This window comes from Lysinibacillus sp. NPDC093692, from assembly GCF_050280125.1.
GTDB lineage: Bacteria > Bacillota > Bacilli > Bacillales_A > Planococcaceae > Lysinibacillus.
On record NZ_JBNNUW010000007.1, the window covers coordinates 181,202 to 195,182 of the forward strand.

Annotated in this window: 15 protein-coding genes and 1 pseudogene; 9 read left to right on the top strand and 7 right to left on the bottom strand. The window is 36.7% G+C overall.

The genetic code is table 11. The features are described 5' to 3' along the window. Nucleotides 1-220: 220 nt before the first annotated feature. From ACQKN4_RS10320 to ACQKN4_RS10340, 5 genes and pseudogenes are all read left to right on the top strand, one after another. A complete protein-coding gene (locus ACQKN4_RS10320; RefSeq protein ID WP_427483599.1) occupies nt 221-913 on the top strand; it encodes a tRNA (adenine(22)-N(1))-methyltransferase in 693 nt (230 codons plus the stop codon). Nucleotide 914: 1 nt separating this feature from the next. Next, entirely contained in the window at nt 915-2,036 is a 1,122-nt protein-coding gene (locus ACQKN4_RS10325) for a Nif3-like dinuclear metal center hexameric protein (protein ID WP_079563864.1), read from the top strand. Nucleotides 2,037-2,051: 15 nt separating this feature from the next. Continuing rightward, a complete protein-coding gene (locus tag ACQKN4_RS10330) occupies nt 2,052-2,276 on the top strand; it encodes a hypothetical protein (protein ID WP_079563862.1) in 225 nt (74 codons plus the stop codon). Nucleotides 2,277-2,606: 330 nt separating this feature from the next. Then, nucleotides 2,607-2,856, top strand: a pseudogene (locus tag ACQKN4_RS10335) (DUF2164 domain-containing protein). A 213-nt stretch (nt 2,857-3,069) separates the two neighbouring features. After that, nucleotides 3,070-3,606 carry an NADPH-dependent FMN reductase gene (locus ACQKN4_RS10340; RefSeq protein ID WP_079563857.1) on the top strand — a complete coding sequence of 179 codons (537 nt, stop codon included), beginning with the start codon at nt 3,070-3,072 and terminating at the stop codon, nt 3,604-3,606. Between the two features lie 144 nt (nt 3,607-3,750). Here ACQKN4_RS10340 and ACQKN4_RS10345 read toward each other — a convergent pair whose 3' ends face one another. Next, on the bottom strand, nt 3,751-3,942 hold the full coding sequence (locus ACQKN4_RS10345) for a hypothetical protein (RefSeq protein WP_427483600.1): 192 nt from the start codon (nt 3,940-3,942) through the stop codon (nt 3,751-3,753). Between the two features lie 144 nt (nt 3,943-4,086). Between ACQKN4_RS10345 and lepB the strand changes: the two genes are divergently transcribed. After that, nucleotides 4,087-4,653, top strand: a complete 567-nt coding sequence (gene lepB / locus ACQKN4_RS10350) for a signal peptidase I (protein WP_079563855.1) — start codon at nt 4,087-4,089, stop codon at nt 4,651-4,653. Nucleotides 4,654-4,692: 39 nt separating this feature from the next. After that, nucleotides 4,693-5,586 carry a PhzF family phenazine biosynthesis isomerase gene (locus tag ACQKN4_RS10355; RefSeq protein WP_427483601.1) on the top strand — a complete coding sequence of 298 codons (894 nt, stop codon included), beginning with the start codon at nt 4,693-4,695 and terminating at the stop codon, nt 5,584-5,586. A gap of 66 nt (nt 5,587-5,652) precedes the next feature. Here the strand turns inward: ACQKN4_RS10355 and ACQKN4_RS10360 are convergent, their stop codons facing one another. From ACQKN4_RS10360 to ACQKN4_RS10375, 4 genes are all read right to left on the bottom strand, one after another. After that, entirely contained in the window at nt 5,653-5,832 is a 180-nt protein-coding gene (locus tag ACQKN4_RS10360) for a hypothetical protein (RefSeq protein ID WP_079563850.1), read from the bottom strand. A 382-nt stretch (nt 5,833-6,214) separates the two neighbouring features. Further along, complete coding sequence (locus ACQKN4_RS10365) at nt 6,215-6,754, bottom strand: tubby C-terminal domain-like protein (protein WP_079563848.1); 540 nt, start codon at nt 6,752-6,754, stop codon at nt 6,215-6,217. 203 nt (nt 6,755-6,957) lie between these two features. Further along, nucleotides 6,958-8,220 carry a dicarboxylate/amino acid:cation symporter gene (locus ACQKN4_RS10370; protein WP_427483602.1) on the bottom strand — a complete coding sequence of 421 codons (1,263 nt, stop codon included), beginning with the start codon at nt 8,218-8,220 and terminating at the stop codon, nt 6,958-6,960. A gap of 316 nt (nt 8,221-8,536) precedes the next feature. Next, the gene (locus ACQKN4_RS10375; protein ID WP_079563843.1) at nt 8,537-9,586 is read right to left on the bottom strand and encodes a TRAP transporter substrate-binding protein; all 1,050 of its coding nucleotides are present in this window, start codon (nt 9,584-9,586) and stop codon (nt 8,537-8,539) included. A gap of 111 nt (nt 9,587-9,697) precedes the next feature. On the opposite strand from ACQKN4_RS10375, the gene ACQKN4_RS10380 reads away from it, so the two are divergent. Continuing rightward, on the top strand, nt 9,698-11,278 hold the full coding sequence (locus ACQKN4_RS10380) for an ATP-binding protein (protein WP_427483614.1): 1,581 nt from the start codon (nt 9,698-9,700) through the stop codon (nt 11,276-11,278). Between the two features lie 129 nt (nt 11,279-11,407). Continuing rightward, entirely contained in the window at nt 11,408-12,109 is a 702-nt protein-coding gene (locus tag ACQKN4_RS10385; protein ID WP_079563838.1) for a response regulator, read from the top strand. Nucleotides 12,110-12,152: 43 nt separating this feature from the next. On the opposite strand, the gene ACQKN4_RS10390 is transcribed toward ACQKN4_RS10385, so the two are convergent. After that, on the bottom strand, nt 12,153-13,121 hold the full coding sequence (locus tag ACQKN4_RS10390; RefSeq protein ID WP_079563836.1) for a 4-hydroxy-3-methylbut-2-enyl diphosphate reductase: 969 nt from the start codon (nt 13,119-13,121) through the stop codon (nt 12,153-12,155). A 73-nt stretch (nt 13,122-13,194) separates the two neighbouring features. Next, on the bottom strand, nt 13,195-13,737 hold the full coding sequence (gene vrrA / locus ACQKN4_RS10395) for a VrrA/YqfQ family protein (RefSeq protein ID WP_427483603.1): 543 nt from the start codon (nt 13,735-13,737) through the stop codon (nt 13,195-13,197). Nucleotides 13,738-13,981: the final 244 nt, after the last annotated feature.

Consider the following 13,981-nt stretch of genomic DNA (forward strand, 5'->3'; position numbering starts at 1 on the left):
GCAGGCCTAAGCACAAAGCCAATTCCGGACGCAATTCTGCCGAGGCATAATTGATAAAAGTAGCTGCACCGAAAGCGTTTAATCGTAATTGGTGCAGCTACAATTTATTTATCTTCAGTAAAATGGAGTTGCTCAAAATTTTTGAGGCAACTCCATTTGTTTTTTTTCTCGACATCATACATACTAAGAATGGACACTATTGAAGACAGGCGGTAAAAAAATGAATGCACAAAAATTATCAAAACGATTAGAAACAGTAGCAAGCTTTGTTCCCTCAGGCGCAGTTGTAGCTGATATTGGGAGCGATCATGCATATTTACCATGCTACTTAATTCATAAAGGTATTGCTTCTTATGCAGTTGCAGGAGAAGTTGTGAAAGGGCCATTTGAATCAGCAGTAGGACAAGTGCAAAAAGAAGGCTTAACAGAAAAAATTACAGTACGACTTGCGAGTGGTTTAGCGGCAGTGGAAGAAACGGACCATGTTGATACTGTTACTATTGCTGGAATGGGCGGTCCTTTGATTGTCTCCATTTTAGAGAAGCATCCTGAAAAATTAAATGGGGTAACAAGGCTTATTTTGCAGCCAAATATTCATGCTAAAGTGATTCGTGAATGGGCATTAGCACATAATTGGGCAATCCAGGACGAAGAGATTTTAGAGGAAGACGAAAAAATTTATGAAATTCTTGTATTGCAAAGAAGTACAATGACGTTAACGGAACCGGAAATTATATTTGGTCCGAGATTAATGCAACGAAAATCACCAGCATTTATAAAAAAATGGGCTCGTGAAAAAGAAAATTGGCAGCGTGTATTACAGTCTATTGAAGGGGCAGATCAAACACCTGAAATTGAAGAAAAACGTGCAGAGTTAGTGGCTCTACTCAATTTAGTGGAAGGGGTTCTGTGAGATGAAGACAGTAAACGGTCAGGAAATTATTCAATTGTTTGAATCATGGTCGCCTAAAAAGCTAGCCTGTATGGAAAATGACCCTATTGGTCTTGCGATTGGCACTTTAAACAAACCTGTAAGAAAAGTATTAGTCACGTTAGATGTAAATGAAGAAGTAGCCGATGAGGCTATTGCTCAAGGATGCGAACTAATCATTGCACATCATCCACCGATTTTTAGACGACTTTCGAATATTCGTACTGACAATCCAGCTGGGCGTTTATATGAAAAGCTTATTAAAAATGATATTGCTGTTTATGCAGCACATACGAATCTAGATGTGGCTGAAGATGGTGTTAACGATTTACTAGCAGATGCTCTCCAGCTTGAAAACCGTTTTATTCTCGAAGAAACATATGCGGAAAATATGTTGAAGCTGGCTGTTTTTATACCGACTGCAAATGCCACTGATTTACGCGAGGCATTAGCAAAGGCAGGAGCAGGTCGTATTGGCGATTATGAAGCGTGTAGTTATACTACAATGGGGGAAGGGCGCTTCCGTCCACTAGAAGGTGCAAATCCACATGTAGGTGCTATCGGTGAATTACATGTTGAAGAAGAAGTAAAGATAGAAGTAGTATTTCCGGAATCCGTAAAAAATCGTGTGTTAAAGGCAATGTTAAATGCACATCCATATGAAGAACCTGCCTATGATCTCATTCGTCTAGACCAGCAAACAAATGTAATGGGCTTAGGGCGAGTTGGTTTTTTACCACAGGAAATGACTCTTCACGAATTCACACAATTTGTCAAGAAGCAGTTAGACGTACCTGCTGTCCGAGTTGTTGGCGATTTACAGTCGAAAGTGAAAAAAGTTGCGCTTGTCGGAGGCGACGGTAATAAATATATCTATTCTGCGAAACGTGCAGGGGCAGATGTATTTTTAACAGGTGATATGTATTTCCATACTGCCCAGGACGCTCAAGCAATTGGTCTGCAAATCGTAGATCCAGGTCATCATGTGGAGAAGGTGATGATTGCCGGAGTAGCTAAAAAGATGACAAGAATGTGTGAGGATAAAAAATATTCTGTTGAATTTGTACAATCTACTATTCATACAGAACCGTTTTTATTCGTGTAAGAGAGGGGAATATCTGTGGCGAATGAAAGACCTGCTGGCAATAAAGGCGGCAAGTTATGGATCATGATTGGTTTGCTAATTGCTGTGTTTGGGGTAGGCATGACAGTTATGACAAATACGATGAATGCCAAAAAAATTGATGCGATGACCGAGCAATGTGAAAAAGATGGCGGCGAAGCCATCGTCTCAAAAGAAAAGAAGTTTCTATCAACAAACTATTCATTTAAATGTAACCAGTAATATTAAAAAGGCTGAATTATAGTATGTAATATAATTCAGCCTTTTTGTGTTGTTGAAAAACTATTGTGTTAAAGAAATTTAGGTGTCCTATTAAATAAAGTATGATCTTCTACAAAACTAGGGGCTGATTTCCGTTCCGGCTGGGCGCTTTGTTGTGCGAGTAGCCTGGAACGGAAATCACCCTCACTGGAAGTGCCATAACATTCACCAAATTTTTTTGCGTATTTTGTTTTCATCACTATAAAATAAAATTCAGTCTTTTTATGCATGGATTAATTTTAGAGTGTTATGATAGGTGAGTATTCATTGCAATGAGAGGAGCGTTTTGGATTGTTTATTCGATTAACAAAAGAACAACAAGAAACAATAATAGCTGATATTCAACGATTTTTCTACAATAATCGAGATGAGGATATTTCTGAATTTGAAGCAGAAAGAGTATTTGATTTTAATAAAGGAAAATATTGCTCCGCATATTTATAATGCAGCTATATCGGATACCAAATATGTTGTAGAAAGACAATATGCTTCAATTGAGGATGAACTTGCAGCATTAGAAAGACCTACTAAATTAAAATAATTTAATTTAAATGAAATAATTGGTATTTTTTATAAATATATGATATTTTTATCTTGGATTAAAGATAATTTAATTCAAAGTAAAAATGGTTTAATTAACTATATGTATATTGAATAAAGAAATGGATTCCTGTACAACATGGCTAAGAGAACCGTTTTTAATGTAAGTGAATGATTCGGTCACAATTTAAGGGATGAATGAAGGAGGAGTCATATGTTGAAAATTGGGGTTATTTTAGGGAGTACTCGTGAAGGGCGTTTAAGCCCACAAGTTGGTGAATGGGTAAAGGCAGTAGCAGAAAAGCGTCGTGATGCGGAATATGAAATAATTGATATCGCTAACTTTAAATTACCATTGCTAGGTGAGCCAGGAGGAGATACTTCTGGAGTAGCTGAGTGGTCGCAAAGTGTTGCTGCATGTGATGGGTTTGTTTTTATCGTTGGGGAATATAATCATTCCATTACCGGTGCACTAAAAAATGCATTAGACTACTTACGCGTGGAATGGAATAATAAGGCCGCAGGTATTGTTTCTTATGGTTCTGTCGGTGGTGCAAGAGCGGCTGAACATTTACGTGGAATTCTTGGTGAATTATTAGTAGCAGATGTTCGCGTGCATCCTGCTCTATCCTTATTTACTGACTTCGAAAACGGCTCGGTCTTTAAACCGAAGGATGTGCAAGCAGATTCAGTAAATCAAATGTTAGATCAGCTTGTTCCTTGGGCAACAGCATTAAAAACGATTCGATAGGGATCTTTAGCAATATGTACAATAAAAAGTACATATTGCTTTTTTATTTGACTCTGTTTAACTTGATTGTTGTTTTTCCAAAATTAAAAGCGTATTCGAGAATTTTCGAATACGCTGGTTTTCGAGTGGCAAATACAAAAAAATTTATAACGTTTCAATCTTTTGAAAAATCTCTTTGTATAGGACATCTAACTCTTTTTCATCTTTTAAATAGAAATACCAAGCATCTTCTTGATTTGCATCGATATCGGATATATAAATTGTCGTATGAGAATCATTATTTAATGCTTCCCAATGAGCTGTTTCATAGGTAAGCCCTTCGTTTGTAAATGGCAAATTACGTTTTCTTGAATCAAAAAAATAATAGGCATTTTAGAATTCAATGATTTTTAGAATTATGGAACTTTTCTGAATGGAATTCGTCTCCATTAATAATGTAATCGGATTGGATTTGAAGGAAAAAGGATTGGAGTGTAAAGTGTGACACAAAAACAAACTAAGAATGAATTTTGGTCATGGTTTAAAGTGATTGGAATGGCAATCATTTTTACAATGAGTGTACGTTATTTTATTCTATCGCCTGTAGTTGTAAAAGGTGCCTCAATGGAGCCGACTTTTGAAACTGGAGATAAAGTTATTGTTAATAAAGTGGGACCACGAATTACCGATTATGACCGCTTCGATGTTATTGTCTTTGAAACAAAGCAAGATAAGCATTATATTAAAAGAATTATCGGTTTACCAGGAGATCGTGTAGCCTACAAAGATGACGTTTTATTTATAAACGGGGAGGCTTTTGATGAGCCCTATTTAACAGAATATAAAGAAGGATTACTTGATAAAGGTGATTTTACATATGATTTCACTCTAGAGGAACAATTAGGGGAAATGACTGTACCAGAGGGTCATTTTTTCGTACTTGGGGATAATCGTCGACAAAGCATAGATAGTCGGAATTTGGATATCGGATTCGTTTCGCAAGATAAAATTTTAGGAACTGCAGGCTTTGTATTGTGGCCGTTTGAAAGGCTTGGTAGTAAACAGTAGTTTGTGCGTAGCTAAGCTTAAATAAAGGAGGAAAAGTATATGAAAACGGTTACCGTAGATCATTATGATGCGTTTAGTGCGATCCCTAATATGGGGAATCCAGCAGGTGTCGTCATTGAGGGAAATCAGTATAGTGAAATGGAAATGCAGGCTATTGCTAAGCAAGTAGGCTTTAACGAAACAGCCTTTGCGCTAAAATCGGATAAAGCAGATTTACATATACGTTATTTTACACCAGAGCATGAGGTAAATTTATGTGGGCATGCAACGATGGCTACGATATATGCATTAAAAACACAAGGTTTACTAGAAGATAAGTCAAAACTAACTATTGAGACGAAAGCAGGAATTCTTCCAATTGAGATAAAAGAGCAACAAGCAGGACAAATTTATATTACTATGCAACATGCAACACCTCAGTTTGAAGCCTTTAATGGTTCAAAATCTAAACTTGTACAATCAATTGGACTAACAGAGGAAGCGATACATCCTGAATTACCGATAGTCTATGGAAGTACAGGAATTTGGACATTGCTAATACCAATTAAAAATTTAACATACTTTGAAAGAATGACGCCGCAATCTGCAGATTTTCCAACTATCCTTGAAGAAATGCCAAAAGCATCCTTGCATCCTTTTTGCTTAGAGGCATTTGATAAGAATGCAAATATGCACGCAAGGCACTTTTCATCACCTTATTCTGGAACAATTGAAGATATAACTACAGGCACTGCTTCTGGTGTAATGGGAGCATATTATGCAAATTATATCGATCAGAAAGCTCAATTGCCAAAAACACTTATTGTAGAACAGGGTCAGGAACTTGGGAAGGATGGGCGTGTGCATGTACATGTAAAAAACAATGAGGGGAAACTGAATATTACGATAACAGGGACTGCGGTACATGTGAAGGAACTAAAAGTGCATATTTAAAAAAGGACCGCTTACAGTATTTTTATTGCTTAAGAAGCGGCCCTTTTTGATATGCCATCCATTCCATTAATGTTTTATTTCTTCAATGACTTTCTCTTTTAAATCTGCATCCATAGAGGAAAGTTTAACGTTATTAGTGAGACGTTCTTTTAATTCTCTATCTGTCATAATACCGCGTTCCTCTAGGATTTGAATAAGTAGATCTAGCGTCATTAAATTTTTGATATCTGCTGCTTTTGTATTCATTGTAAATGCCTCCGAAAGTATAGTATTTCTACTTCTTTAGTGTACTCCTCTTTTTGAGGGATGGCATAAAAAGGTCAAAACAAAGCGAATTTATTTCGTGTCCCGGAATATATTGAATGATTCTAGCAGTAGTGGAAGCCATAAACTGGCTTTTATGAGAAATCAACGACAAGTAGTTGTAAATGCATAGAAGATATTTAATATAATTACTACCATCAAAAAAACTCCTAGCAATAGGAGTTTTATCGTTCATATCTATTTAAACCGAATTTTTATGTATATAAAATGGTGCGAGGCTGGTCGACTCCTAGGAATTTGCGACTGAAACCCCTAGGAAAGTGTCCAATTGGAATGGTAACGAATCACCGTTTTGGTGAGGAGCCTACTTATTACTCATTGAGAATAAAGCCTGATACAGAGTTGCTAGCAAAGCAACAAAGAGCGTATCGTCAGAGTTAAAAAGTTTAAAAGATATCCCAATACGCAAAAGCTCAGTTTCTATAGTACTAGCACTTGCGATTTTTTCATCATTACAATATAAATAGGCGGTTGAAGTAAAATCCTTTTCAAAGCGAAAAGCGAGTCCATCCATTGTAAAGGAGTAGGAGGATTCAAGTAATTGAACCGTCTTCCGTTGTATCGGTAAAATGGATCCATCTGGCATAATAAGCTGATGGCTAACACCCTTTGTTAATGGTGTAAATTGCACTTGAAAAAGCGGTGCTCCTAAAGTAGTACGAGCTTCATAGCGATGTGGCAATGTCTGCTGTGCAGCAACTAACATTACAGCGTTGATTACTTTTCCAACGGATGAACGTTCAACCTTTTGTAGCAAACAAACCGTCTCATTTTGTTCATTCACAATAGGTATATTTGCAAAGCTTTCGAAAGCTTTTGGATAGGTAAGGGTAAATGTAGTCATAAAAAAGCCTCCAATCTACTTATTATACGGGGAAGCTTAACTCCAGGTTTCACCTTCAACAAAAATTTTGATAGACAGTTAGAGAGAGGGATCATAAATGAATGATAAAATGCGTAAGTTTTTTTTTAGATAAAAAAAGTTTAACAATAAAAAAGGCTGACCGATCATGTGAGATTTTCACGTTCGGACAGCCTTTGTTTTTATTATTGAGTTGTGACTTCTCCTGCAAGGGCACGTTTTTCTTGTTCTGAATCGAATTCTTTTTCCATTTTTGACACGACAACAGTTGCTACACCATTACCAATTAAGTTTGTCACGGCGCGAGCCTCAGACATAAAGCGGTCGACCCCGATTAAAAGTGCAATCCCTTCCACTGGAATCATTGGGAATGCTGCTAATGTTGCTGCGAGCGTAATAAAGCCTGAGCCTGTTACACCAGCCGCACCTTTAGATGTTAGCATTAAAATAGCAAGCAATGTAATTTGATGCCAAACATCTAAATCAACTCCATAAGCTTGTGCTATAAAAATAGCCGCCATGGATAAGTAAATGGACGTGCCATCAAGGTTAAAGGAGTACCCTGTTGGAATGACAAGACCAACAATCTGTTTTGAGCAACCATAGTTTTCTAATTTGCGCATCATCGAAGGCAGTGCAGATTCTGATGATGATGTCCCAATAACGATAAAAATTTCATCTTTAATATATTTAATGAACTTAAAAATACTAAACCCGAAGTAACGTGAAATAAGACCAATGATCACGACGATAAAGATAAACATTGTAATATACACGGATAACATTAAAAATCCTAAGTTTCCAAGTGATTTAAGACCAAAATTTCCGATTGTGTAGCTCATTGCACCAAATGCACCAATCGGGGAAACCTTCATGACCATATTAACAATTTTAAAGAATATATCTGCTACTCGTTCGAAAAATGTAATAACCGGTTTAGCTGGTTCACCAATAGCAGCAGCTGCTACGCCAAATAAAACAGCTGAGAATAAAACAGGTAATAACTCTCCATTTGCGAGTGCTCCTACAACATTATCAGGTATAATTTGCATAATGAATGCACCAATACCATGTTCTGTAGCGGCTGCTGCCTCTGTATATTGAGAAACATCTGCACCGTTAGCAGCTGCTGTATTAAATCCTTTACCAGGTTGTACAATATTGACAACGATTAAGCCGATCGCTAGTGCGAAAGTAGAGACAATTTCAAAATAAATTAATGCCTTCCCGCCAATTTTACCAACTTTTTTTACATCGCCCATACTACCAATTCCGATAACGACTGTTAAGAAAATGATAGGAGCTATTAACATCTTAATTAATTTAATAAAAATATCTGCTAATATTTTTAACTTCGCTCCGAACTCTGGAAACGTAGCACCTACAATAATACCTAGCACAATGGCAATCAGTACTTGTACAGTTAAGTTTTTAAAATTTATACGCATAAAGTTCTCCCCTTACACTACTTATGAATATTATGTGAACGCTTTCATGTGGTTATCATAGCTGAAATTTTCCGACAATAGTTTTTATGTCCGTAATGTTTCTATTGTTCATTTTGTTCATTTTTAGTCGGAGGATCAATAAAACTAGTCATAGTAAGAGTTTGGGGCTGTTTTATAGTAGATTTGCAATTTTGGAATCTATTATAATACAAAAGAAAAAATCCCCACGAAGGTGAGAATTTTATCATTAATGAACAAAATTATTAATTTCATAATAACGGGCAGTGAAGAAACCTCACTGTTTAAAAGTTTCACTTTAAGGAGATACAATTTTTTCTATTTCGGATAAAACATCGTTGTTTTGTACATTGTTTCTATAAAAATCATAGACAGGTGCTAGTTTTTCTTTAAAACGTTGTCGTTCCTCATTGCTCATCGTATAAATCTCAAAGTTATCTTGCTGCTCAAGCTTTTGTAAATCTTCTTTGTTCATTTCTACAGCTTGTTCAAATTGCCAGTCTGTTGTTTCCTTCATAGCCTCCATAATCTGCTTTTGGATTTTAGGAGGTAAGGATTTCCAAAACTTATCGTTTATTAAAACAGCGTATCCTAAAATGCCATGCTTAGTTAATGTCATATGCTTTTGCACCTTATAGAAACCTTTAGAATAAATGTTTGACGCTGTGTTTTCCTGAGCATCAATAGTATTCGATTCTAAATCAGTAAAAACCTCGCTAAAGGAAATTGGAGTTGGGGTAGCCCCAACAGCCTCGAATTGCTTTTCAAGCGTTTTACTTGGCATTGTACGGACTCGTAGGCCTTTTAAGTCTTCAAATCTATGAATAGGGTGATTGACAGTAGTTAAATGTTTAAAGCCATTATGCCAAAAACCTAGTCCTTTTATATGAAAAGGTTCAAGCTCATTTAACAATTCTTCACCAATCGAACCTGTAAGAACTTCGTGGACTTCATCATCCGTATTAAAAAGATAAGGTAAATCAAGAACCTGCAAATTTGGTATATAGGATGTCATCTTTGAAAAAGTAGGGATAATCATTTCTACTTCTCCATTTTCTAAAGCCTGAAACTCATTTTCATCATTAAACAAAGAAGAGTTTGGGTAGACGTGTACCTTCACCTCACCATTTGTTTTTTCCTGAACAAGCTCGGCGAATTTACTTGCCGCTTGTCCTTTTGGTGTATTCTCAGCTACTACATGACTTAAATGAATCGTTATTTGTGTATCCAAGCCTTTTTGCTCATGGTCATAGGGAAGAGGCTTGGCGAATAGTAAGCCTTGTTGAACACCAATCGCTATCGTTAATAATAAAACGGTTACTATTGTTCCAATAATAAATTTTTTCATCAATTACACCCAATTTATTCGTATTTTCTGATGTTTTTGTTATTCTAACATATGGAGTAAGCTAAAATATAGTAAGAGGAGGCGTACATCTTGAAATTTCAAAAATTATCGATGAAGAGAAAAATTATGTCTCTGACTTTTTTTATTCTCATGCTCTCCTTTAGTATAGGTGGTACATTTTTGCTAGGGTATGTCATGAATGAACAAAAGGATAAGCTTGGAAATCAGGCTCTGCTTGTCGCAAAAACAGTATCACAGCTTCCTGAGCTAAAAACGTACATTGCAAATAATAATTTTAATGAGGCTACGGAACACATTAATCCTGTAGTGGAAGAAATACGTGATATAAATGGAGCGCAGTATATTGTTGTCCTTGATATGCAAAGGCGCAAGTATTCACATCCAAAAACAGAAGAGATCGGTCGTGTTTCGCAATCAGGTGATCTAAATGCAGCGTTTTCTGAGCATTATTATACATCTATTGCACATGGTGAACATGGAGATATGGTACGAGCATTCGTCCCGATAATGAGTAAAGAAGGAAGACAAATAGGTGTAGTAGTAGTAGGTTATAGTGTTTTAACTATTGCGGAGTTACTACAATCGATTCAAACAGAATTAATCATTACAATCTTATTGTCTCTTTTCTTTAGTGCATGGGGGGCTCATACGTTAGGCCTTCATATGAAAAAGCAAATGTTTGGGTTAGAGCCTCATGAAATTGCTAAAATGTATGTAGAAAGAACAGAAACCTTTAACGCAATGCATGAAGGGATTATTGCTATAGATAATGAATTGACAATCACAATATTTAATGAAAAAGCGTGTGAAATATTAGGTGTACATAAACAACCATCAACATTAATAGGGAAGAAAATTTTTGATATATTACCGGATACACGATTACCGGAAATTTTGGAGCTAGATCAACCTATTTTCAATCGTGAGCTCTATATAAATGATCACAGTATTATGAGTAATCGTATTCCTATACAAGTTAATGGAAAAACAGTTGGCGCTGTGGCCATGTTTAAGGATCGTACAGAAGTGAAAAAACTTGCAGAGGAATTAACGGGTGTTAAGGCATTCGTACAAGCATTACGCGTACAAACGCATGAGCATAAAAATAAATTGCACACAATTGCTGGTCTTTTGCAGCTTGGACATCATGAACAAGCACTCACTTACTTAACGCAAGTAAAAGAAGAACACGATGAAATTACAAATTTTTTAAATGAACGGATTAAAAATGAAAATATTTCAGGGCTTCTCCTTAGTAAAATTTCTTATGCGAAAGAGCAGGGAATTCTACTGGAGATTGACAGAGAAAGCCGTTTGACAACATTTCCTAACAATTTAGACCACCATGATTTCGTTATTTTATTTGGTAACTTAATTGAAAATGCTTTTGATGCATTAAAGGATGTACAAATTGAAGAAAAAATGATCCATGTTTCTGTTGATGAGGATGAGGATGTGCTTGCAATTCTAGTAACAGATAATGGTATAGGCATGACAAATGAAATAAAATCACATATTTTTGATAATGGTTATTCGACAAAAGAGAAAAAAGGTCGGGGCATTGGACTTTATTTAATAAAAGAAATTGTACAAAAAGGAAAGGGAGAAATAGAAGTCATAAGTGAGCCGAATAAGGGAACAAGCTTTTTAATAACTTTTTACCATACTTAATAGGCATATTACCAAAGGCTGAGAGTAACAATTGTTTTTTGATTAGAGTAAAGACTGGACGACTACTTATGGTTCATTTGAGAAAATTTACACATATAGAGATAGAACAGAGTGTATGGAGGGCTAACAGTGACACAAACAAAGGTTTTATTAATAGAGGACGATCCGATGGTGCGAGAAGTTAATCGCCAATTTATTGAAAAGATAGCTGGATTTGAAGTAATTGGACAAGCCTCAAATGGAGTAGAGGGGATTGCTCAAATTCGAAAACTTAAACCAGAATTAGTATTTATGGATATTTTCATGCCAGAGCAGGATGGAGTGACAAGCTTACGAAAAATTCGTGAACTTGAATTACCAGTAGATGTAATTACGGTAACCGCTGCTAATGATATGGAAACGGTCAAACAGGTCCTGCATCTTGGCGTCTTTGATTATATTATGAAACCTTTTTCATTTGAACGAGTGCAAGGCACGCTTGAAAATTATTTGCGCTTCAAAAAGCAAATACAAACAGGGCGTGAGCTAACACAGGGGGAGCTCGATCAATTATTCCATTACCATGATGGGCATAATGAGGTGCAGCAAACAAATGTCGTACGCCCGGAAAAAAGTTTACCTAAAGGGTTTAATCGTGCAACACTAGAGAAAGTTGTGCACTATTTGCAATCTGTAGAAGGAGCATCGGCCGAAGAAGTTGCCAGTGGTATAGGTATTGCACGCGTAACAGCAAGACGATACTTAGATTATTTAGAGAAGCAAAAGGAAATTACGATGGATGTACATTATGGTGGCATTGGTCGTCCGGTCAACTATTACTTTAGTAAATAATGAAAAATCCTGATTGTCTGTTTCAACAATCAGGATTCTTCAATTAGTCCGGCATAATTTTATCAACAGGCTTTGGCGTTTTAATTTTAGGTAAAATTTTATCTAATGTAACTGTACGCTTAATGCTATGTGTTGATTCATCATTTTCATCGAATTGATCAAGGAATGAAATAACCTCTTTTACAATTGGTGTTGGCGTTGACGCCCCTGCAGTGACAGCGACGGAATTAATGCCTTTTAACCATTCAATTTTTAGCTCAGAAACGTCTGCAATTCGATAAGATGGCGTACCTGCTATTTCAACAGATACTTGTGTTAAACGATTTGAGTTATTGGATTTTGGATCACCAACAACAATAAGTAATTCTGCTTCCCCGGCTTGCTGAGCAACTGCCTCTTGACGTACCTGGGTTGCTAAACAAATCTCTTTATGCACTTCAATATGTGGGAATTTCTCTTTTAAACTATCCATTAAATGAGCGACATCCCATTGACTCATCGTCGTTTGATTCGTTACTAGTAATTTATCATTCGTTAAATTTAATGCATCAATATCAGTGGATGATTGTACTAAATGCACGTGATCTGGTGCAACGCCAATTGCTCCTTCTGGCTCAGGATGGCCTTTTTTACCGATATAAATAATATCATAGCCATTTGATGATTTTTCACGAATTAAATCGTGTGTAACTGTTACGTCAGGACATGTAGCATCAATGGATACTAAGCCTTTTCGCTTCGCAATTTCACGAATTTCAGGTGAAACACCGTGCGCTGTGAAAATAACAGTGCCAGTTTCAACTTGTTCAATAATTTCTAAACGATTCTCGCCATCTAATGTGATGATGCCATCTTCTTCAAATGCATCCGTGACATGTTTATTATGCACAATCATACCTAAAATGTAGATAGGTCTTGGTAATGTTTTATCTAATGCGGCGTTTCGAGCGATGACCATCGCATCAACAACACCGTAGCAATAGCCACGTGGATTAATTTTTAATACTTGCATGGTTGTGACTCCTTTCAAGCTTACCTATCTACATTATAACGGACAAGAACGGCGAATACAAAGAAACCTTCATCTACATAGGCGGCTGGAAAATACGAGGCTTAGACGGAAGTGGGTTAGCTGGTGTATAGGATGTATTTTCTCGAGACGCTTTTCGACTTTTGCTAGAACCTCCTCCTCCGCTAGCTGCTGCTTCAGCTGCTACTGCTCCAGCCCCTGCGGCAGCTCCAGCAGCAGGAAGACCTTGAAACCCTTTATACAATTTTAAAAGTGATGGAATATTTTTCACCATTGGCATTGCTTGCTGAATGTAAGGCGTATATGTTTTCGCTGAGTTAAATAAGCTATTCGCCTGCTGCAAAAATGAACCTATTTTTGATGGCTCCTGCATAGATGGCATTGGCATTTGTCCTCCAAATGATCCTATTCCACTAGACATTGGAAAGCCACCCGGCATTCGTGCTTGATTTGGAAAGCCTCCGGGCGGGAAAAAGGACTGTGGTGACATCTGTGGAGGCATTTGCATTGGCATTTGCATCGGCATTTGCATGGGCATTCTTGGCATTCCCATGCCACCAGGATACATTGGGAACTGATAAGGTGGTCTAAATACCATAACGATCTCCTTTCAATAGTGATTTATCATTGATGACATACCTGATTATAAATATGATATGCAGAAGGGTAAGTTAGCGTTCGACACCCACAAATAAATAACTAAGGCGATTGTAAAAGTATCTCACTATAGCCTGTCAGGATTACTTATTTCATATGTAGTCAATAAGTGGTAAAAAATTCTTGAAAACTACACATTTTTTCACTCTTTCGGTCGATAAGAAAGGTATAATGTATCATTAAGT

Excerpts from the sequence above, each read along its gene's own strand:
- ACQKN4_RS10320 (WP_427483599.1), top strand. The coding sequence starts at position 221 with ATGAATGCACAAAAATTATCAAAACGATTAGAAACAGTAGCAAGCTTT.
- ACQKN4_RS10360 (WP_079563850.1), bottom strand. The coding sequence starts at position 5,832 with ATGAATACAAAAGCAGCAGATATCAAAAATTTAATGACGCTAGATCTA.
- ACQKN4_RS10340 (WP_079563857.1), top strand. The coding sequence starts at position 3,070 with ATGTTGAAAATTGGGGTTATTTTAGGGAGTACTCGTGAAGGGCGTTTA.
- vrrA (WP_427483603.1), bottom strand. The coding sequence starts at position 13,737 with ATGGTATTTAGACCACCTTATCAGTTCCCAATGTATCCTGGTGGCATG.
- ACQKN4_RS10325 (WP_079563864.1), top strand. The coding sequence starts at position 915 with ATGAAGACAGTAAACGGTCAGGAAATTATTCAATTGTTTGAATCATGG.
- ACQKN4_RS10355 (WP_427483601.1), top strand. The coding sequence starts at position 4,693 with ATGAAAACGGTTACCGTAGATCATTATGATGCGTTTAGTGCGATCCCT.
- ACQKN4_RS10380 (WP_427483614.1), top strand. The coding sequence starts at position 9,698 with ATGAAGAGAAAAATTATGTCTCTGACTTTTTTTATTCTCATGCTCTCC.
- ACQKN4_RS10375 (WP_079563843.1), bottom strand. The coding sequence starts at position 9,586 with ATGAAAAAATTTATTATTGGAACAATAGTAACCGTTTTATTATTAACG.
- ACQKN4_RS10390 (WP_079563836.1), bottom strand. The coding sequence starts at position 13,121 with ATGCAAGTATTAAAAATTAATCCACGTGGCTATTGCTACGGTGTTGTT.
- ACQKN4_RS10370 (WP_427483602.1), bottom strand. The coding sequence starts at position 8,220 with ATGCGTATAAATTTTAAAAACTTAACTGTACAAGTACTGATTGCCATT.
- ACQKN4_RS10365 (WP_079563848.1), bottom strand. The coding sequence starts at position 6,754 with ATGACTACATTTACCCTTACCTATCCAAAAGCTTTCGAAAGCTTTGCA.